General features: G+C 71.9%; 15 protein-coding genes. 6 read left to right on the forward strand and 9 right to left on the reverse strand.

Annotation, left to right across the window (positions count from 1 at the left end):
• The first annotated feature begins 37 nt into the window (after positions 1-37).
• Complete coding sequence (locus BM339_RS28610) at positions 38-586, forward strand: nuclear transport factor 2 family protein (RefSeq protein WP_075022845.1); 549 nt, start codon at positions 38-40, stop codon at positions 584-586.
• 9 nt (positions 587-595) lie between these two features.
• Here BM339_RS28610 and BM339_RS28615 read toward each other — a convergent pair whose 3' ends face one another.
• From BM339_RS28615 to BM339_RS28645, 7 genes are all read right to left on the reverse strand, one after another.
• Entirely contained in the window at positions 596-1633 is a 1038-nt protein-coding gene (locus BM339_RS28615; protein WP_177287799.1) for an acyl-CoA dehydrogenase family protein, read from the reverse strand.
• A complete protein-coding gene (locus BM339_RS28620; protein ID WP_075022847.1) occupies positions 1614-2792 on the reverse strand; it encodes an acyl-CoA dehydrogenase family protein in 1179 nt (392 codons plus the stop codon). Before BM339_RS28620 ends, BM339_RS28615 begins: the two co-directional genes overlap by 20 nt.
• Positions 2789-3925: a thiolase family protein gene (locus BM339_RS28625; protein WP_218163785.1), complete on the reverse strand. Its 1137-nt coding sequence runs from the start codon at positions 3923-3925 to the stop codon at positions 2789-2791. The genes BM339_RS28620 and BM339_RS28625 overlap by 4 nt, the downstream gene beginning before the upstream one ends.
• Positions 3918-4982 carry an FAS1-like dehydratase domain-containing protein gene (locus BM339_RS28630; RefSeq protein WP_075022849.1) on the reverse strand — a complete coding sequence of 355 codons (1065 nt, stop codon included), beginning with the start codon at positions 4980-4982 and terminating at the stop codon, positions 3918-3920. The genes BM339_RS28625 and BM339_RS28630 overlap by 8 nt, the downstream gene beginning before the upstream one ends.
• Complete coding sequence (locus BM339_RS28635; protein WP_075022850.1) at positions 4979-5899, reverse strand: SDR family NAD(P)-dependent oxidoreductase; 921 nt, start codon at positions 5897-5899, stop codon at positions 4979-4981. Before BM339_RS28635 ends, BM339_RS28630 begins: the two co-directional genes overlap by 4 nt.
• A gap of 82 nt (positions 5900-5981) precedes the next feature.
• Positions 5982-7190, reverse strand: coding sequence for a homogentisate 1,2-dioxygenase (locus BM339_RS28640; RefSeq protein WP_021591779.1), 1209 nt, complete (start codon positions 7188-7190; stop codon positions 5982-5984).
• Positions 7187-8050 carry an SDR family oxidoreductase gene (locus tag BM339_RS28645; RefSeq protein ID WP_021591780.1) on the reverse strand — a complete coding sequence of 288 codons (864 nt, stop codon included), beginning with the start codon at positions 8048-8050 and terminating at the stop codon, positions 7187-7189. Before BM339_RS28645 ends, BM339_RS28640 begins: the two co-directional genes overlap by 4 nt.
• Before the next feature lie 203 nt (positions 8051-8253).
• Here BM339_RS28645 and BM339_RS28650 point away from each other — a divergent pair, with 203 nt between their 5' ends.
• The 3 genes from BM339_RS28650 to BM339_RS28660 all read left to right on the forward strand — a co-directional run bounded on the left by BM339_RS28650 (position 8254) and on the right by BM339_RS28660 (position 11641).
• The gene (locus tag BM339_RS28650) at positions 8254-9411 is read left to right on the forward strand and encodes an alpha/beta hydrolase (RefSeq protein WP_218163786.1); all 1158 of its coding nucleotides are present in this window, start codon (positions 8254-8256) and stop codon (positions 9409-9411) included.
• Between the two features lies 1 nt (position 9412).
• Positions 9413-9994, forward strand: coding sequence for a nuclear transport factor 2 family protein (locus BM339_RS28655; RefSeq protein ID WP_075022851.1), 582 nt, complete (start codon positions 9413-9415; stop codon positions 9992-9994).
• A 69-nt stretch (positions 9995-10063) separates the two neighbouring features.
• Positions 10064-11641 carry a class I adenylate-forming enzyme family protein gene (locus tag BM339_RS28660; RefSeq protein ID WP_075022852.1) on the forward strand — a complete coding sequence of 526 codons (1578 nt, stop codon included), beginning with the start codon at positions 10064-10066 and terminating at the stop codon, positions 11639-11641.
• A gap of 13 nt (positions 11642-11654) precedes the next feature.
• On the opposite strand, the gene BM339_RS28665 is transcribed toward BM339_RS28660, so the two are convergent.
• Positions 11655-12365: an IclR family transcriptional regulator gene (locus BM339_RS28665; RefSeq protein ID WP_075022853.1), complete on the reverse strand. Its 711-nt coding sequence runs from the start codon at positions 12363-12365 to the stop codon at positions 11655-11657.
• Positions 12366-12507: 142 nt separating this feature from the next.
• On the opposite strand from BM339_RS28665, the gene BM339_RS28670 reads away from it, so the two are divergent.
• Entirely contained in the window at positions 12508-13521 is a 1014-nt protein-coding gene (locus tag BM339_RS28670) for an NADP-dependent oxidoreductase (protein WP_075022854.1), read from the forward strand.
• On the opposite strand, the gene dnaE is transcribed toward BM339_RS28670, so the two are convergent.
• A complete protein-coding gene (dnaE, locus tag BM339_RS28675) occupies positions 13518-17093 on the reverse strand; it encodes a DNA polymerase III subunit alpha (protein WP_075022855.1) in 3576 nt (1191 codons plus the stop codon). The genes BM339_RS28670 and dnaE overlap by 4 nt on opposite strands.
• Positions 17094-17172: 79 nt before the next feature.
• On the opposite strand from dnaE, the gene BM339_RS28680 reads away from it, so the two are divergent.
• Positions 17173-18126 carry a LysR family transcriptional regulator gene (locus tag BM339_RS28680; protein ID WP_021591787.1) on the forward strand — a complete coding sequence of 318 codons (954 nt, stop codon included), beginning with the start codon at positions 17173-17175 and terminating at the stop codon, positions 18124-18126.
• Positions 18127-18136: the final 10 nt, after the last annotated feature.

Here is an 18136-nt window from a genome sequence, read left to right on the forward strand (position 1 = left end):
TTCTGATCGAGGGTCCGACGCGAGGGGCGGGGGCGGTTTGTACACCTGGGAAGAGATCAGCGCACGCCTGGAGATCCAGGACGTCCTGTACCGCTACTGCCGCGGCATCGACCGCCGTGACAAGGAGCTCCTGCGCAGCGCGTACTGGCCCGACGCGGTGGACCGGCGCTCCTACGGCCCCCCGGACGCCTCGCCCGCCGAGTTCGCCGACCGGGTGATCGACGGCTTCGGCGAGCTGCCCGCCTACAGCCAGCACCACGTCACCAACGTGTTCATCGACCTCGACCTGGCCGACGACGCCGCCCGCGTCGAGTCCTACAACCTCGTGATGCACCCGGTCGGCCCGGAGACCTCGCTCGTCCTGGCCACCGAGGACGGCGGGGCGCACCTGCGCGTCATGGGCGGCCGGGCCCTCGACCGGTTCGAGCGCCGCGACGGCGAATGGCGCATCGCCCGGCGGGTCATGCTGGTGGACTGGTCGCGGGACGACCTTCCCGGCAGCCCGCTGTTCGCCGAGATGCGGCACGGCCTCGACACGGGCGGTGCCGGGACCGACCCCTCCTACACGGTGCTGCCCAAGCTCTGAGCAGCGTCCTCACGCGGTCGCGAGCTCGATCCTCAGATGCCGCACGGACGGGAGCGAGGCCTGCACGGCGTACGCGCGCCGGAGGTAGAACTGCGCGTCGCACTCGTAGGCGAACCCGAGCGCGCCGTGGAGCAGGACGGCCGACTCCGCCACCCGCACCTGCGCGTCGACGGCATGCGACACCGCGACGAGCACGTCGGCGAGCGCGTCCTCGTCGCCGCGCGCCCAGGCGGCACCCGCCCCGGCGACGGCGGCACGCGTCATCTCCACGTCCACGTAGAGGTCGACACAGCGATGCCGGACGGCCTGGAAGGCCCCGATCGGCCGCCCGAACGCCTCGCGTGCGCGCACGTGGGCCGTCGCGAGCTCCAGGTTGCCCTGCATCGAGCCGAGGCAGTCGGCCGCGCCCACGAGCAGCCAGAACGCCCGCAACCGGCGCGCCTCCCCGGGTGGCAGGGTGCCCAACTCACGCACTGGCGCTTCGGACAACGCGAGGACGGCCGCCGGACGGGTCGGGTCGATGCCCGTCACGTCGAGGCGCTCGGTTCCGTCGAGCTCGACCAGGCCGACACGCACCCCGCCGTCCTCGCCGGAGGCCACCAGCAGCAGCCGAGGTGCGGGCATCAGCGTGCTGAGCCGGCCCGAGACCCGGCCGGACCGCCAGTGAGCCTCCGCCCCTCTGCCCACGCCGTCCGGCCAGCACACCGCCGGGACGTCCCCGTCGAGCACGCGCGCCAGCTCGGTGCGCGCGGCCTCGGAACCCCCGGCCAGCGCCGCCAGCGTCCGGACGGCCCACAGCCCGCTCAGCTGTGAGCCCGGCGTGAGCAGGTCGCGGGCGCACTCCTCCGCCACGACGAAGGCGAGCGCCGGATCGCCGCCGGCGCCTCCCAGGGGCTCCGGCAGCCCCGCGTGCAGCAGCCCGAGCCGCCGCCACCGGTCTTCGAGGCGCGGGCCGCCCGCCATCGCGACGCGGGACGCGATCGTCCCCTCGGCGCGGGCCCTGCGCACCCCCCGCCTCAGTTCGGCCTCAACTGCGCTGTCGTGCACGGTGGTCCTCCTCGCGCCGATCCCTTTCGCGCGGCAGGCCGAGCACCCGGTCGGCCACGATGGACTTCTGGATCTCATCGGTGCCGCCGGCGTTCTTGATGCCGGGCCAGGACAGCGCGAACCGGCTCAGCGGGCTCTCGGTCGCCAGGTCCTCACCGAGGATCGCGCGCGCCGCCTCGGCCGCCGCGCGGACGCCGTCGGCCAGGCAGAGCTTGGCGACCGAACCCTCGGGGCCGGGGTCGGCGCCCTCGCTCACCGCTCGCAGCATCCCGTGGCGGAGCTGCTCGACGATGCGCCGCCGGGCCCGGACGGCCCCGAGCGCCGCGGCGACGTCCGGGTCCGCCAGGCTCCCCCGGGCGCTCGCCTCGTCGCGCAGCGCGGCGAACGGGATCTGGTCGGGTCCGACCGCGAGCCGCTCGTTCATCAGCGTCGTCAGCGCGACGCTCCAGCCGGCGCCCGGCGGCCCGATGGCGGCCTCCGGCGGCAGCACGACACCGTCGAGGAAGACCTCGTTGAAGGTCACCGCCCCCGTCGCCTGGACGATCGGACGCACCTCGACGCCCGGCGCGGACATGTCGATCGCGAACGCCGTCAGGCCCGCGTGCCCGCCGCCGTCACCGGTCCGGGCCAGCAGGTAGCCCCGATCGGCGAGATGCGCCCACGACGTCCACACCTTCTGTCCGTCGACGACCCAGCTCCCGTCGTCGCGCCGGACGGCCCGCGTCCGGATCGCGGCGAGGTCCGAGCCGCAGCCGGGCTCGGAGAACAGCTGGCACCAGAGGTCCTCGCCGCGCACCAGCCGGGTGATGTCCTCGACCTTCTCGGGTGCCCAGTGCACCAGTGTCGGGAGCACCATCCGGGTGGTGACCTCGAACAGGTGCGTGGGGAGGTGGTAGCGGGACTCGGCGTCCCAGAACGCCACGTCGGCGGCCCTGCCCCCGCCCCGCCCGCCGTATTTCGCGGGCAGCGACGGCGCCCCCCACCCGTGGGCGGCCTTGTGGGCCTGCCAGTGCCTCCCCCTCTCCACGAGCTCCCGCTCCGCCTCCGCGCTCATCGGTTCGAACGGCGTGAGCGGCGGCGGACCTGGCGGTTCGTGTGCCGGGGCGTGCCGCGCGAGCCACTCCGCCGCCGCCGAGGCGACCTCTTCCATAGTGCTCATCCGGCGGCCTCGGCGCGCTGGTAGACCTGGGTGATCGCGACCGATCCCGCCCCCAGCATGTGGCACAGGGCCAGCCGCCTTCCGGCGCGGAGCTGCCGCACGGTCTCGTGCACCTGCGCCACTCCGGTGGGACCGCCGGGATGCCCTCCGGCGATCAGGCCGCCATGGGTGGAGAACTCCGGGAGGCCGAAGCGCTCGCGCGAGCCGGGCCCGAAGGCGCCGCGCTCGACCAGGCCCTCCGCCTCCCCGTCGGCGCAGAAGCCGAGCAGCTCGTAGTAGAAGAGCTCCTCGACGGCGAAGGCGTCGTGGACCTGGACGACCTCGATGTCGCGCGGGTCGGCGCCCGCCTTGCCGTAGGCCGCCTCGGCCGCCGCCCGGGTCATCGCGGGCGGTCCGACGATGGCCCCCTCGAAGACGTGCCCGGGGGCGTAGGTCTCGCTTTCCACATGCGATGCCGCCAGGCGCACGGCGGGCGCGTCGGAGCCGAGGCGCCCGAGGAACTCCCGCGAGCAGACGACCGCCGCCGCGGCTCCCTCGCCCCACGGGGTGCACATCATGCTCGTCAGGGGCGGTGCGACCATCCGGCTGCCGAGCACCTTCTCGGGCGTCACCTCCTCGGCGGCCCGGCGGGCCGCGAAGGGGTTCGCGCGGGCGTAGTTCCAGTTCTTGGCGGCGACCGCTGCCAGGTGCCGGGACGTCGTGCCGCGGTCGTGCATGCGGCGGGCCGCCCACATGGCGAACAGGGCGGGCGCCGGGAGGTTGCCCTCCGCCTCGATGATCGACAGGGCGGACACCTCGCGCTCCGGGCAGTCGATGCCGAGGACGAGCACCGCCTCGTTCTCACCCGAGCCGACGAGGGTCCAGGCGAGGTGCACGGCCGCCAGCCCGGAGGCCGACGCGTGCTCGGCGTGCAGCACCGGCAGCCCCGTCACGCCCAGCTCCTTCGCGAGGTACACGCCGCGCGGGGTGAGCGGGTGCGCCGAGCCCGCCACGAAGCCGTCCAGGTCGGCGAACACGCAGCCCGCGTCGGCCAGCGCCGCCAGGCTCGCGCCGCGCGCGAGGGCCCGTGCGCTGCCCGCGGGATGCCGGCCGAAGGGCATCATGCCGGTTCCGGCGACGTACACCTCACGCACGGGCGAACCACCAGTCCCCGTCCACATCACCCTCCAGTCGATAGGCGGCCCCGATCTCGTGGGGACCGGGTCCGAGGCGCGCCTGCACGCGCACGCCGTTGGCGAGGTCGACCTGCCCGTAGTCCCGGCCCCCGAAGGACGTCCAGGAGTAGAGGGACCCTTCGCGAGGGAGGTCGACGGGTTCCAGCTCGCGCTGGCCGCCGTCCACGGAGAGCGCGCGCTCCGGGAAGTAGAACTCGCCGGTGAGGGGATCCAGGCTGCCGCGCAGCCTGCCCTCGCCAGACGCGGCGGGAGCGGGGTCGGGGGCCAGGATGAAGGTGTTGCGATACCTGGCCCTGAGCCCGGAGGCGTCGGACATCTCGGCGATCAGGTCGACGAAGCGCAGCTCTCCGGCCGAGCCGGTCCGGACGCGCTCGTTCGCGATGTACTCGCGCACGCCGAAGACCTCGCCGACGCGGAGCGGGCCGTCGACGAACTCGATCGACGTCTCGCCCATCAGCGTCCGTGCCCTCGCGAAGCCGACCCGGGCGATCGGATCCGGTTCGGGCAGCCAGAAGCTCAGCACCGTGGGGTACGTCGGCGGGACCGGGGACCCGGTCTCCACCGGCCGCGGCCAGCGCACGCTCGCCGCGAACTCCCGCGCGGCACCCAGCTCGACGGGGAATTCGATGCGCTGCTCATCGACCCCTTCGCCGGTGGTCGCGGGTTCGCACGGCACCTCGATCCGGACGGTGGCGGAGAGCTTCCCCTCGACGGCCAACTCCGCCTCGTACCCGGTGTCCGTCTTCCGGACGTCGGCCGTGAGCGGCACGCCCAGCGGGACGATGCGCTGGAACCGCAGCCGCACCGCGAACGGGCCCGACTCCGGCAGGACGGAGCCCTGCGCCACCGCGTGCGAGATCAGCCAGCCGCCGTGCAGCGCCCCCATGGCGAACAGCCCGTCGTACCCCGACGCGCGGTTGAACTCGGGGTCGTAGTGGATGGGGTTGCGATCACCGCTCGCGCCCGAATAGCGGACGATGTCGGGCAGGCCGATCGTCCCGAGCGAGGCGGTCACGCCGGGGCGCCCAGCGGGAAGAGGCCGCCCGCCGCCTCGTCCAGGAGCTCCGGCGTCCACCTGCGGTCGCCCGCCTTGATCTTCGACGTGGCCGTCCACGGCTGAACCAGGGTGATCTCGTCCCCCTCGACCGTGTAGACGGTCCCGGACGGAAGGGGGCACGACGGGTCGGCGAGCCACGCGACGAACGGGGCCACGTTGCCGGGGTCGAAGAAGTCGAATCCCGTCTCCGGCTTGGCGACGGCGTCGACGGCCGCGGGCGAGCTCTCGGTCAACCGGGTGCGGGCGCTCGGCCCGATCGCGTACGAGCGCACCTTCAGGCGCTCGTGGAGTTCGAGGTGGCACTCGTAGGCGAAGGTCGCGATGCCCGACTTCGCCGCCGCGTAGTTCGCCTGCCCCACGCTGCCGAACAGGCCGGAGATGCTGGTGGTGTGGATCAGCACGGAGTCGCGGTCCACGGCCGACGGATCGGCCTTGGCGCGTGCGCGCCAGTGTCCCGCCACGGCGCGGGTCGGGCAGAAGTGGCCGCGCAGGTGCACCCGGATCACGTCGTCCCATTCCTCGGCCGACATGTTCACCAGCATCCGGTCGCGCAGGATTCCCGCGTTGTTGACCAGGATGTCCACCCCACCGAAGGTGCTCAGCGCGGTCTCCAAGAGCTGGTGGGCGCCGTCCCAGTCGGCCACGTCCGACGCGTCGGCGACCGCCTCCCCGCCGGAGGCCAGGATCTCCCGCACCACCTCTTCGGCGGGCGTCTCGTTCCCGGCCTCGCCCCGCCCTCCTTCTCCATGGAGGCCGCCGCCGAGGTCGTTGACGACGACCCTGGCCCCTTCCCGCGCGAGTTCGAGGGCGTACTCGCGGCCGAGGCCGCGACCCGCCCCCGTCACGATCGCGACCCTGCCTTGCAGCTGTTGCATCTGTGCTCCCTGTTCGCAGCGTTGTCGGTTGGGAGGCCCCGCGTCCCGGGGGTCTCGATCCGGCGGTCTCGGTCCGGCGGTCTCAGTCCGCCCGGTCGAGCCAGGAGGTGAGGTACACGCCGTCGTCCGACTCCAGCGCCCCCTCGCCGAGCAGCAGCGGGCGGAAGGTGTCGATCATGACGGCGGTCTCGTCGACCTCCTCGACCCCGATCGACGCCTCGTAGGCACCCGGCTGGGGGCCGTGGGAATGGCCCGACGTGTGGAGGGTGACCGAGCCGTTGCGCACGCCGGATCCGCCGCGCGCCTCGTACCGTCCGGCCACGTAGAACATCACTTCGTCGCTGTCCACGTTGGCGTGGTAGTAGGGCGCCGTCACGGCGCCCTCGCGGTAGCCGACCCTGCGCGGCACGAAGTTGCAGACGACGAAGGCGCGGCCCTCGAAGACCTGGTGCGCGGGCGGGGGTTCGATCACCCGGCCGTTGATCGGCTCGAAGTCCCGCAGGTTGAAGGCGTAGGGGTACAGGCCGCCGGCCCAGCCCACCGCGTCGAGCGGGTGACGCGGTGAGGTGTGGACGCTGCCGCCGATGCCGCCGGCGCCGCGGTGCTTGATGTAGATGTCGACCTCGGCGTCGGGGTCCTCGCCCACGTCTTCGGCCAGCAGGCGTGCGCGGGGGACCCGGAGGTCCCTCTCGCAGTACGGCGCGCTCTCCAGGAACTGGCCGAACTTCGACAGGTACCGGGCCGGCGGGGTGATGTGCGAGGTCGCCTCGATGCAGAAGGCGCGGACGGGTCCGGCGTCCGGTGGGACCACCCACCGGTGGGTCGTCGCCCGGGGCACGACCAGGTAGTCGCCCGGACCGGCGTCCAGGGAACCGAACACCGACTCCAGCCGGGCCGTCCCGTCCTCGATGAACACGCATTCGTCGCCGAGCGCGTTCCGGTAGAACGGGGAGGTCTCGCCGGCCACGACGTAGGAGATCCGCACGTCGTCGTTGCCGAGCACGAGCCGCCGGTGCCGGACGACGTCCCGCCCGGCGCCGCCCGGGAACAGGGCGTGCAGGTCGAAGTGCCGCGGGATCAGCGGCCGGTTCTCGCGCAGCGCGGTCCCGGTCAGGTCCCAGGTCGCCGAGCGGGCGATCGCGGACGGGATGTTCCGGCGGTAGAGCAGCGACGAGGTCGACGAGAAGCCCTCCTCGCCGATCATCTCCTCGTACAGCAGGCGCCCGTCGTCGCCCCGGTAGGCGACGTGCCGTTTGCGCGGAACATCACCGACGGACATGTAGTAGGTCATCGGGGCTCCTCCGCCTCGCCGGGGATCGTCGGGTTCGGGTTCCGCCGGGGGAGCAGCCGGTTGCCCGCATCGACGATCAGGTCGGTGCCGGTGATGTCGCGGGCGGCGTCCGAGCAGAGCCACAGGACGGCGGCCGTGACCGAGGCGGGGTCGAGGTGGCCCCGTCCGGCGAGGGCGGTCGTCGCGTAGGCGGCGCGCTGGAAGTCCTCGCGCGAGGCTCCGGGCCGCACGCGGTCGTAGACGTCCTGGAAGTGGATCATCGGCGTGTTCACCAGGCCGGGGCTCACCGAGTTGACCCGCACGCCGTACCCGCCCAGTTCCAGCGCGAAGATCTTCGCCAGCTGCACCAGGGCGGCCTTGGACGAGGCGTAGTGGGCGTAGCCGGACGTCGGCACGGTGGCCGAGGTCGAGCCGATGAGGACGACGCTGCCGCCGCGCTGCTCCATGAGGGCCGGGGCCATGGCCTTCATCAGGCGCCAGGTGCCGTGGACGTTGACGTCGTACGTCGCCGTCCACCGCTCCTCCGTGATCTCCCAGAACGGCCCGGTGCTCCAGATGCCCTGGTTGAGCACCGCGACGTCGATGGACCCGAACTCCTTCAGCACGGCGTCCACGGCGGCGCCGACCTGCTCGCCGTCCCGCACGTCGCAGTGCACGCGCAGGACGGGAGCGCCGGCGACCTCGACCAGGCGGGCCGTCTCGTCGAGGTCGCCGGCCGTACTGGGCTTGTACTGCAGGGGGGAGACGGGGGCGGCCACGTCGAGCAGGGCGACCTGCATCCCGCGTTCGGCGAAGGCCAGCGCGTGGCTGCGTCCCTGGCCGCGTGCGGCCCCGGTGACCAGCGCGGTCGGTCGGCTCATCCGGCTCCTTCCCGAGCAGTATCATCCGAAGAACGGAGATTTAGCTCCGTTAATCGGTTGCAGATCTACCATCGGCCGCAACCCGGCCGGCTGTCAACACCCGGCCCGACCGGACGGCCGGCGGGGGTTGACACCCGCGGCCGGCCCCGCCCATGCTGACCTCATATTCGGATACTACGCTCCGAAAAACGGAGTTTCAGGGGGTGGCGGTGCCGGCGGAACGGGAACTGCTGGCCGTTCCGATGTCCGGTACGGCCTCGGCCAACGAGGTGTACTCGGGCGTCGCCCGGCTGGCCGGGACGCTCTGGTGCGTCCGGCACCGCGCCGTCCCCGGCCGCCGGTCGGGCACCGCGGTCGTCGTCCTGCACCCGTCCTCGAACTTCATGGGGCACTACGCGCTCGCGGCGATCGCGGAGTCGGGGCACGACGCCGTGGGCATGTCGACCCGCTACATCGGCAACGACACCGCGCTGCTGCTGGAGAACTGCGCGGTGGACGTCGGCGCCGTCGTCCGCCGTCTCCGGGACGAGGGCTACGAGAGGATCGTGCTCTTCGGCAACTCGGGCGGCGGCGCCCTCGCCGCGATGTACCAGAACCAGGCCGAGCGGCCCACGATCACCGCGTCGCCGTGCGGGGGCGGGCCCGACCTCACCCGGGCCGACCTGCCTCCGGCCGACCTGCTCGTCCTGGCGATGGCGCACCCCGGCCGCTCGCAGCTGCTCACCGAGACGCTCGACCCGGCCGTCCACGACGAGCGCGCGCCCTTCGACCGCGACCCCGATCTCGACATGTTCGACGACCGTCACGGACCGCCGTACGACGCCGCATGGCTGGCGCGCTACCGCTTGGAGCAGCGCCGGCGCAACGATCGGATCACCGCCTGGGCGGAGGCGCGGCTGGCCGAGCTCGCCGACCGCGGAGTGCACGACCTGCCCTTCGCCGTCCACGGCGTCTGCGCCGACCCCCGCCACCTGGACCTCGCACTCGACCCCAACGACCGCGTCCCGGGCACCCTCTGGGGCGACCCCTGGAACGCGAACTTCCAGCCCGCGACGCTCGGGCACTTCACCACGGTGCGCGCCTGGCTCTCCCAGTGGTCGCGCCTGCGCAGCAACGGCCACGGCCCCGACCTGCTGGCCACCGTGCGCGCGCCCGTCCTCGTCGTCTACGGGACCGCCGACCAGAGCTGCTTCCCCTCCCATGCCCGGGAGCTGCACGACGCCGTCGCGCACGACGACAAGAAGCTCGTCCCCATCGCCGGGGGACGCCACTACCTGCACGGCCAGCCGGAGCAGATCGGCCGGCTGGTCACCGCGCTGGACGACTGGATCGACGCCCATCCCCGGACTTCGGAGGCATGACATGACCAGCCAGGCCGAGCAGTACACCACCGAGGCGCTCCAGGCCCGTGCGGAGATCACCGACCGCTTCCACCTCTACGCCCACTGCGTCGACCGGCGCCGGTGGGACCTCCTTGACCAGGTCTTCCACCCCGACGCGACCTGGTGGGTGTCGTCCATCGGCACCGACAACCACTGGCGGGACGCGATGGAGAGCAGCCGGGAGCTCTTCGCGGTCGCCCTGGACGCGACGCATCACCAGGTCGGCAACATCCTGATCTCCCTCGACGGCGCCGCGGCCGACACCGAGGCGCTGATCACGGCCTACCACCGGGTCCGGGCCGACGCGCCGCTCGGCGGCATGTTCGGCGGCACCGGAAGCCCCTACGATCTGTTCGCCGGCGGGCGCTACCTGGACCGCTGGGAGCTTCGCGACGGCGCCTGGAAGATCGCGCGGCGCCGGGTGGCCTCCGAATGGCGGCACCTCCAGCCCGCGTCCGACGGCATCCTCGCCTCGGTCCCCCTCCAAGCGCGGGGGAAGTACAACGACACCGACCTGTCCACGCCCACCATCGAGCGTTTTCGCGCCGCCCGGTCAGGGTGACGCCGGGCGCGCCCTGTCCATACCCGACTGCCCACACCCGACCGTCCGCACCCGACTGGAAGGACGACCATGTCGCGGCCCCGGCTCACCGCCAGCCTCGCCTACTGGAGCTCCCGCACGCCCGATTCCGTCGCCCTGGAATGCGAGGGGACGACGCTGACCTGGCGCGGGCTCGCCGACTCGGTCGAGGCGGTCGCGCACCAGCTGCGCGACGGCGGGCTGGCGGCCGGCGACCGGATCGGGTACCTGTGCGAGAACGGCGCGGGCGTCATCCAGACCATCCTCGCCGCGGCGGCCCTGGACGCGATCGTCGTCCCCCTCAACGTGCGGCTCACCACGCCCGAGCTGAGCTGGATCGTCGAGGACGCCGGGCTGTCGGCGCTGCTGACCGACCAGGCGTTCGCCGACCGGTCCGAGGAACTCGCCCAGCGGCACGACCTGCGGGTCTACTGGCGGGAGGAGGCGGCCCCGGACTGGGCCGCGCCGCTGACCCGGGAAGGCACGGACTCGCGTGAGCTGCTGTCCCGGGTCACCTCCACCGAAGACCTCCCGGTGTTCATCTGCTACACCTCGGGCACGACCGGCCGGCCCAAGGGAGCGGTGCTGACCCACGGCAACGCCATCGCCGCGGCGACCTCGTTCTCGATCACCGAGACCATGACCCGGTTCGACACCTGCCTGCTGGTCCTGCCGCTGGCCTTCACCGGCAGCATCATGGCGACGTGGGCGCCGACGTACTACAGCGGTGCGCGCTTCGTCATGCACCGCCGCTTCGACGCGTCCCGCACGCTGGCCGAGCTGGAGCACGGCGGCGTGACGGTCTTCCCGGCGGTGCCGGTGGTGTTCGAGCAGCTGGCGGCACTGGACCGGTTCGACGGCGCCGACCTGTCCACGGTGCGGGTGGCCAAGGCCGGCGGGGCGCCGCCGTCCGCCGCGACCCTGCGCAGGTACGAGGACCGCGGGATCCCCATCGGCCAGGGCTATGGCATGACCGAGAGCTCCGGGGTCGGCACCTCGCTTCCCCAGGAGGACTTCGAGCGCAAGGCCGGCTCGGCGGGGGTGGTGAACTTCGGGACCGACCTGTCGATCCGGGACGCCGAGGGCGCTCCGCTCCCGCCCGGCGAGGTCGGGGAGATCTGCCTGCGCGGCCCCAGCATCATGTCGGGTTACTGGGGCGACCCGGACGCGACCGCCGAGACGCTCGCCGGCGGATGGCTGCACACCGGCGACCTCGGGCTGCTCGACGGCGACGGCTACCTGACGATCATGGGCCGGGAGAAGGACATGGTCCTGTCGGGCGGTCTCAACGTGTATCCGAGCGAGATCGAGCGCGTCCTGCTGCTGGACGAGCGGGTGCGCGAGGCGGCGGTCGTCGCCGTGCCCGACGACCGGTGGGGAGAGGTCCCGGCCGCGATCGTCGTCACCGACGACGCCGGGCTCGGCCCCGATCCGCTGCTGGCCCTGTGCCGGGACGAGCTGGCCGACTACAAGATCCCGAAGTACTTCTCCTTCACGACCGATCCCCTGCCGCGCACGATGTCCGGAAAGGTGGCCAAGGCGGACCTGCGCGACCGGGCCGCGAAGCTCGCCGGGCTCCCGCCGTCCGGGCCGGAGGGAGCGGCGGACCGTGCGGCCGGGCAGGGCTGAGCCGAGGCGGCCGTCACGCCTCCGCGGAGGTCAGCTGCGTGCTGATCGCCTCGGCGGCGGCCACCACCTGGTCGGTCGCCTTGCTGACGGCCGCCATCCGGTCCTTGTCCGTGGGCGTGTAGACGGCCACGCTCGCGGCGACACCGTCGATCGAGCTGATCGGGGCCGCGAGCGCCCACAGCCCGCTCTGGTTCTCCTCGTTACCCGAGGTGTAGCCCCGCCTGCGGATCCGCGCCAGCTCAGAAGCCAGGGCCCGGTCGTCCCCGACGAGGTGATGCAGCTCGTCCTCGTCGCCGAAGGCCGCCATCACCTTCCCGGACCCGGTCGCGAGGATGTGGTGCCGCAGCCCCGGCGGGTAGCTGACCTGGACGATGTGGTCCCGGCTGACGATCCGGTGAACGGAGAGGGACTCCCAGCGGTCGCGGACCACCAGCACGACGGTCTCGCGCAGGCTGTCGACGAGCGTCGCCATGTGGGAGTGCGCGGCGTCCCGGACGGCCCACTCCACGTGCTGCGCCAGCGCGAAGAGCTTGGGCCCGAGGCGGTAGACGCCCGCGGTCCGGCGGATGAAGCCGCGCACCTCCAGGGTGCTGAGCAGCCGGTACGCCACCGTCCGCGAGAGGCCGAGGTCGCGCGCCACCTCGGCGATGGTCGTGCCGCCGCGGTCGCCGAGGTACTCCAAGATGTTCAGCGCCCCGTCCGTCGTCTTGGAGACTTCAGGCATCCGGCCGTCCTCACCCGTGCGTGTCCGACATTCGTAGGTCGCCCCGGCTCCCGGCCCACGTCGCGTCCGGCCGATGCCTCGGGGAACAGCACACTACTATTCGGATTCTACAACCCGATTAACGGACATAGGAGCAGGGTCGATGAAGGCCGTCCAGATCCACCTGGCCCGGCGTCCGCAGGGGGACCCCGTCGCCGAGGACTTCCGCGAGGTCGAGGTCCGGCTTCCCGATCCCGCGCCCGGCCAGGTGCTGGTCCGCAACGTCCTGATGTCGGTCGACCCCTACATGCGCGTGCGCATGGCGAAGCTGCCGACGTACCCGGCCTGGGAGATCGGGGACGCGCTGGACGGGAGCGCCATCGGCGTCATCGTCTCCTCGGCCGACCCCGCCCTGTCCCCCGGTACCGTCGTCTCCCACCGCTACGGGTGGCGGGACCACGCGCTGATCTCCTCGGACAAGCTCCGCGTGCTGCCCTCGTCCCCGGGCATCCCGCTCACCGCCCACCTGGACGTGCTCGGCATGACCGGGCTCACGGCCTACGTCGGCCTCCGGCACATCGCCGGGCTGCGCGCCGGTGAGTCCGTCTACATCTCGGGGGCCGCGGGCGCCGTGGGCACCGCCGCCGGCCAGATCGCGCGCATCCTCGGCGCCGCCCGCGTGACCGGATCCGCGGGGTCCGCGGAGAAGCTCGCCTACCTCACCGGCGAGCTGGGGTACGACGCGGCGTTCGACTACCACACCGAGGACCTGTCCTCGGCTCTCGACGCCGTCGCCCCCGGCGGATTCGACGTCTACTTCGACAACGTCGGCGGCGATCACCTTGAGGCGGCCCTGAACGTCATCAGCCCGCACGGCCGCATCGCCGTGTGCGGCGCGAGCAGCGCGTACGGCGCCCCCGATGACGCGAAAGGCCCCGGGAATCTGATCTACGTCCTGACCAAGCGGCTGCGGATGGAGGGCTTCACCGTGCGCGAACACCTGGCGCACTACGAAGGGTTCGTGGCCGAAGCAGTGAAATGGATGCACGAGGGCAGGCTGCTCAGCAGAGTCACGGTGATCGAGGGGCTGAGTCACGCCGTGGAGGCGTTCCAGCTGATGTTGAAGGGAGGCCACCGCGGCAAGATGCTGGTCCGCCTCTCCGATGATCCGGCCTAACCCTGGGGGTGGGCCTTGGCGCCGAGCAGGGCCTTGATCTCGCTGTGGAAGGCGGGGCCCGGGTTCACCTGGTAGGGGCTGAGGTCGAAGAGGACGCTCTTGGGGCCGTGGCGGTGCAGGTGCAGGTGAACGGGAGCCCGTCCGGGATGGGCGGTGAGGATCTGTCTGAGGTCTCGGACGAGCTGAAGGGTCAGCCGATCCTCGTGGACGTGGAGGACGACGGGCGGTTCGGTGGCCGTCCGGGAAAGGTCGAGGGTGGTGATGTCCTCGCCGTACACGCTGAGGGTCTCGTCGCGGATATTGGTGCGCCCTCGGACGGAGATCACGCGGTCTTCGGCCAGCGTCTGCCCGTAGAGCGTGTAGGTCTTGGGGAAGACGAGGCACTCGACGGCGGCGTCGTGGTCTTCCACGGTGATGATCGCCCAGGGGTTGCCCTGCTTGGTGACCTTGCGCTGCACGCTGGAGATGATCCCGGCCACCCGCACCGGTGCGTCGGCACGCGGGGAGGCCAGCAGGTCGGCGATCGTGGTGTCGCGGTGGGCTTCGAGGACGGGTTCGGCGCCGTCCAGGGGATGGGACGAGACGTACAGGCCGAGCATCTCGCGTTCGAAGGCCAGCAGGGTGCCGGTCTCCCACTCCTGCTCGGGGACCTCGACCGTGAGGATCTCCGCGGCCTCGGTGGACGCGCCGAAGAGGGAGTCCTGGCCGTGGGCGGCGTTGCGCTTGAGGTCGACGACCGCGTCGACGGCCCGCTCGTGGACCATGACCAGGCCCTTGCGGCGGTGGCCGAGGGCGTCGAACGCGCCGGCCTTGGCCAGTGACTCGATGACGCGCTTGTTGCAGACGCTCTGCGGGACCTTGGCCAGGAAGTCGTTGAAGCCGGTGTAGGCGCCGTCCCGCCGGCGGGTGCGGACGATGGCGTCGACGACGCCCGCGCCGACGTTGCGGATCGCGCCCAGGCCGAAGCGGATGTCGTGCCCGACGGCGGTGAAGTCCAGCTCGCTCTGGTTGACGTCCGGGGGCAGCACCTTGATGCCCAGGCGGCGGCAGTCGGCCAGGTAGACCGCCATCTTGTCCTTGTCGTCGCCGACCGAGGTGAGCAGCGCGGCGAGGTATTCGGCGGGGTGGTTGGCCTTGAGGTAGGCCGTCCAGTACGAGACGAGGCCGTAACCGGCGGTGTGGGACTTGTTGAAGCCGTATCCGGAGAAGGGGACGAGCACGTCCCAGACGGCTTTGATCGCCTCGTCGGAGAAGCCGCTGTCCCGCATGCCGGCGGAGAACCTGCCCCATTCGGCGTCCAGGACGTCCTTCTTCTTCTTGCCCATGGCGCGGCGCAGCATGTCGGCGCCGCCGAGCGAGTATCCGGCGAGCTGCTGGGCGATCGCCATGACCTGCTCCTGGAAGACCACCAGGTGGTAGGTGTCGCCCAGGATGGGCTCCAGCGCGTCCTTGAGCTCGGGGTGGATCGGTTCGACCTTCTGCCTGCCGGTCTTGCGGAGCGCGTAGTTGGTGTGGGCGTTCATCTCCATCGGTCCCGGCCGGTACAGAGCGGACACCGCCGCGATGTCGGTGAACTCGGTGGGACGCATCAGCCGCAGCAGGGTCCGCATCCCGTTGCCGTCGAGCTGGAAGACGCCGAGGGTGTCGCCGCGGGCGAGCAGTTCATAGGTCTTGGTGTCGTCCAGCGGGACCTTGAGGATGTCGATGTCGACGCCCTTGTTGGCCTTGACGCCCGCGATCGCGTCGTTGATGACGGTGAGGTTGCGCAGCCCGAGGAAGTCCATCTTCAGCAGGCCCATCTCCTCGGCCTGGGTGAACGGGAACCCGGTGATGACCGGACCGTCCTGCTTGGGCTTGACCAGGGGGAGCACGTCGATCAGCGGCTCGGACGACAGGATCACGCCGGCGGCGTGGACGCCGGTGCCGCGGGTCAGGCCCTCGACGCCCATGGCGGTGTCGATGACCCGTTTGACGTCGGGGTCCTCGGCGTACATCGTCCGCAGCTCGGTGGCCTCCCCGTGGCGGGGATCGCCTGGGTCGTGGACGGCCGCCAGCGGGATCTCCTTGCCGCCGGCCGCGGCCGGGAACGCCTTGGTGATCCGGTCGCCGAGCGCGTAGGGGTAGCCGAGCACTCGGCCGGCGTCCTTCACCGCAGCCTTGGCCTTGATCGTGCCGAAGGTGACGATCTGGCAGACCCGGTCGGCGCCGTACTTCGCGGTGACGTAGTCGATCATCTCGTCGCGGCGGCGGTCGTCCATGTCGAGGTCGACGTCGGGCATCGTGACCCGCTCGGGGTTGAGGAACCGCTCGAAGATCAGCCCGTGCTCGATCGGGTCCAGCTCGGTTATCCCCGTGCAGTACGCGACCATCGACCCGGTCGCCGACCCGCGTCCCGGGCCGAGGCCGATCCCGCTCGCGCGGGCATGCCGGCAGATGTCGGCGACCACGAGGAAGTACCCTGGGAAGCCCATGCCGTCGATCACCGACAGCTCGTAGTCGATGCGGTCCAGGACGTCCCGCGGCGGGTCGCCGTCGTAGCGGCGCCGGGCTCCGGCCAGGGCCTCCTTGCGCAGCCACGACGATTCGCTCTCCCCGTCGGGGACGGGGAACTTGGGCATGAGGTCGCGCGGGGCGAACACCTCCCCGTAGTCGCCGACGCGTTCGGCGATCATCAGCGTGGTGTCACACGCCCCGGGCACCTCCCGATCCCACAGGGCTCGCATCTCGTCGGCGCTCTTGACGAAGTAGCCCGACCCTGAGAACCGGAACCGGTTCTGGTCGGCGAGTTGCTTGCCGGTGCCGATGCACAGCAGGGCGTCGTGCGCGGCGGCCTGGTCCTCGGTTACATAGTGCGAGTCGTTGGTGGCGAGGGGCGGCAGGTCCAGATACCTGCCGAGTCTCAGCAGGTCGTCGCGGACGCGCCGTTCGATGGCTAGGCCGTGGTCCATCAGTTCGAGGAAGTAGTCGTCCTTGCCGAAGATGTCGCGGTAGCGCGCGGCGGCCTCGACGGCCTGGTCGTACTGGCCGAGCCGGAGCCGGGTCTGCACGGCGCCGGAGGGGCAGCCGGTCGTGGCGACGATGCCCGCGGCGTGTTCGGCGAGCAGTTCATCGTCCATCCGCGGATACTTCTGGACGTGGCCCTCCAGCCACGCCCGCGACTGGAGCCGGAACAGGTTCCGCAGCCCCTCGGCGCCGGTGGCCCACATCGTCATGTGCGTGTAGAGGCCGCGTCCCGACACGTCACCGCCCGCGCCGGTCTCGTCATCGGACCGGCGCAGCGCGAGATCCTCGCTCCAGTACACCGCCTGCCTGTGGAACCGCGACGCCGGCGCGACGTACGCCTCGATACCGATGATCGGCTTCACCCCGGCCTTGGCCGCCGCGTGGAAGAACTCGTACGCCCCGTGCACGTTGCCGTGGTCGCTCATCGCCACCGCGGGCATCTTCTGCCGCACGACCTCGTCCAGCAGCGGGCCGATCTTGGCGGCGCCGTCGAGCATGCTGTACTCGGTGTGCACGTGGAGATGCACGAACGACCCCACGACGACCACGCCCTCCGGTTGTAGGTTCATCCGCGAGCCCGTGCATTCGACCGGAGAGCGAACAGCAGTGTCCAACAATCGACACGCCACCTCATCACAATCGTCGGTTGTGCATGCAGGTGCGGCGGATCTGGATCTGGCCGCGGTCCGGGCGTTCGTCGCCATCACCGAGGACCGCTACTTCAGCGAGGCCGCGATCAGCCTGGGCATCAGCCAGCAGGCCGTCTCCAAGCGGATCGCCACCCTCGAGGCGGCCCTCGGGGTGCGACTGCTCGCCCGGCGGCGCACCGGCGCCGAGCTGACCGAGGACGGCCGGATCTTCCTCCCGCACGCGCGCGCCCTGGTCGGGACCGCCGACCAGGCGCTGGCGGTGCTCCGAGACCGGCGCCGCGCGCTCCGCGTCGACGTGCTGGACACCCGCACCGCCGCCATCGACCTCGTCCGCGGGTTCTACGACGCCTGCCCGGACGTGGACATCGAGATCATCACGTCCAACGGGCTCAGGTCGGCGCCGGGCGCACTCGCCCGCGGCACCGTGGACGCGGCGTTCTGCCGGGTCACGGGCGCTCTGGACGACGAACTGGTGTCCCTGCCGGCCTACCTGGAACCGGCGCACCTCCTGGTCGGCCGCGACCACCCGTTGGCCGGCCTGCGCCAGGTGGAAATGGCCCAGCTCTCCGGCGCCACCGTGTGGATGCCCGGCAATGCCGAAGGAAGCGAGTGGGCCGAATACCACCGCTTCCTCGGTGCCGCGTTCGGCATCCAGATCGACACCACCGGACCGGACTTCGGCTACGAACACTTCGTGGGAAACGTCGCCTCGGGCGGCCTCGCGAGCATCGTCGGAGAACGGTCGCGGATCCAATGGCACCCGGACACGGTCCGCATGCCGCTGGTCAACCCCACCCCGGTCTACCCCTGGTCCCTACTCCACCCGCGCACCTACCGGCACCCGGCCCTGGACCAGCTGACCCGCCACATCCGAGCCAACTACGAGCCTTACGACCCGCCCCACCAATGGCTCCCCGCCACCGACCACCCGCGCTTCACCGCGCCCCGCTAGGCCCCGCGAG

The organism is Actinomadura madurae (assembly GCF_900115095.1).
GTDB lineage: Bacteria > Actinomycetota > Actinomycetes > Streptosporangiales > Streptosporangiaceae > Spirillospora > Spirillospora madurae.

Coding starts and splice junctions, on each gene's coding strand:
- BM339_RS28645 (WP_021591780.1), bottom strand. CDS start 8,050: ATGAGCCGACCGACCGCGCTGGTCACCGGGGCCGCACGCGGCCAGGGA.
- BM339_RS28620 (WP_075022847.1), bottom strand. CDS start 2,792: ATGAGCACTATGGAAGAGGTCGCCTCGGCGGCGGCGGAGTGGCTCGCG.
- BM339_RS28640 (WP_021591779.1), bottom strand. CDS start 7,190: ATGACCTACTACATGTCCGTCGGTGATGTTCCGCGCAAACGGCACGTC.
- BM339_RS28635 (WP_075022850.1), bottom strand. CDS start 5,899: ATGCAACAGCTGCAAGGCAGGGTCGCGATCGTGACGGGGGCGGGTCGC.
- BM339_RS28655 (WP_075022851.1), top strand. CDS start 9,413: ATGACCAGCCAGGCCGAGCAGTACACCACCGAGGCGCTCCAGGCCCGT.
- BM339_RS28670 (WP_075022854.1), top strand. CDS start 12,508: ATGAAGGCCGTCCAGATCCACCTGGCCCGGCGTCCGCAGGGGGACCCC.
- BM339_RS28665 (WP_075022853.1), bottom strand. CDS start 12,365: ATGCCTGAAGTCTCCAAGACGACGGACGGGGCGCTGAACATCTTGGAG.
- BM339_RS28660 (WP_075022852.1), top strand. CDS start 10,064: ATGTCGCGGCCCCGGCTCACCGCCAGCCTCGCCTACTGGAGCTCCCGC.
- dnaE (WP_075022855.1), bottom strand. CDS start 17,093: ATGAACCTACAACCGGAGGGCGTGGTCGTCGTGGGGTCGTTCGTGCAT.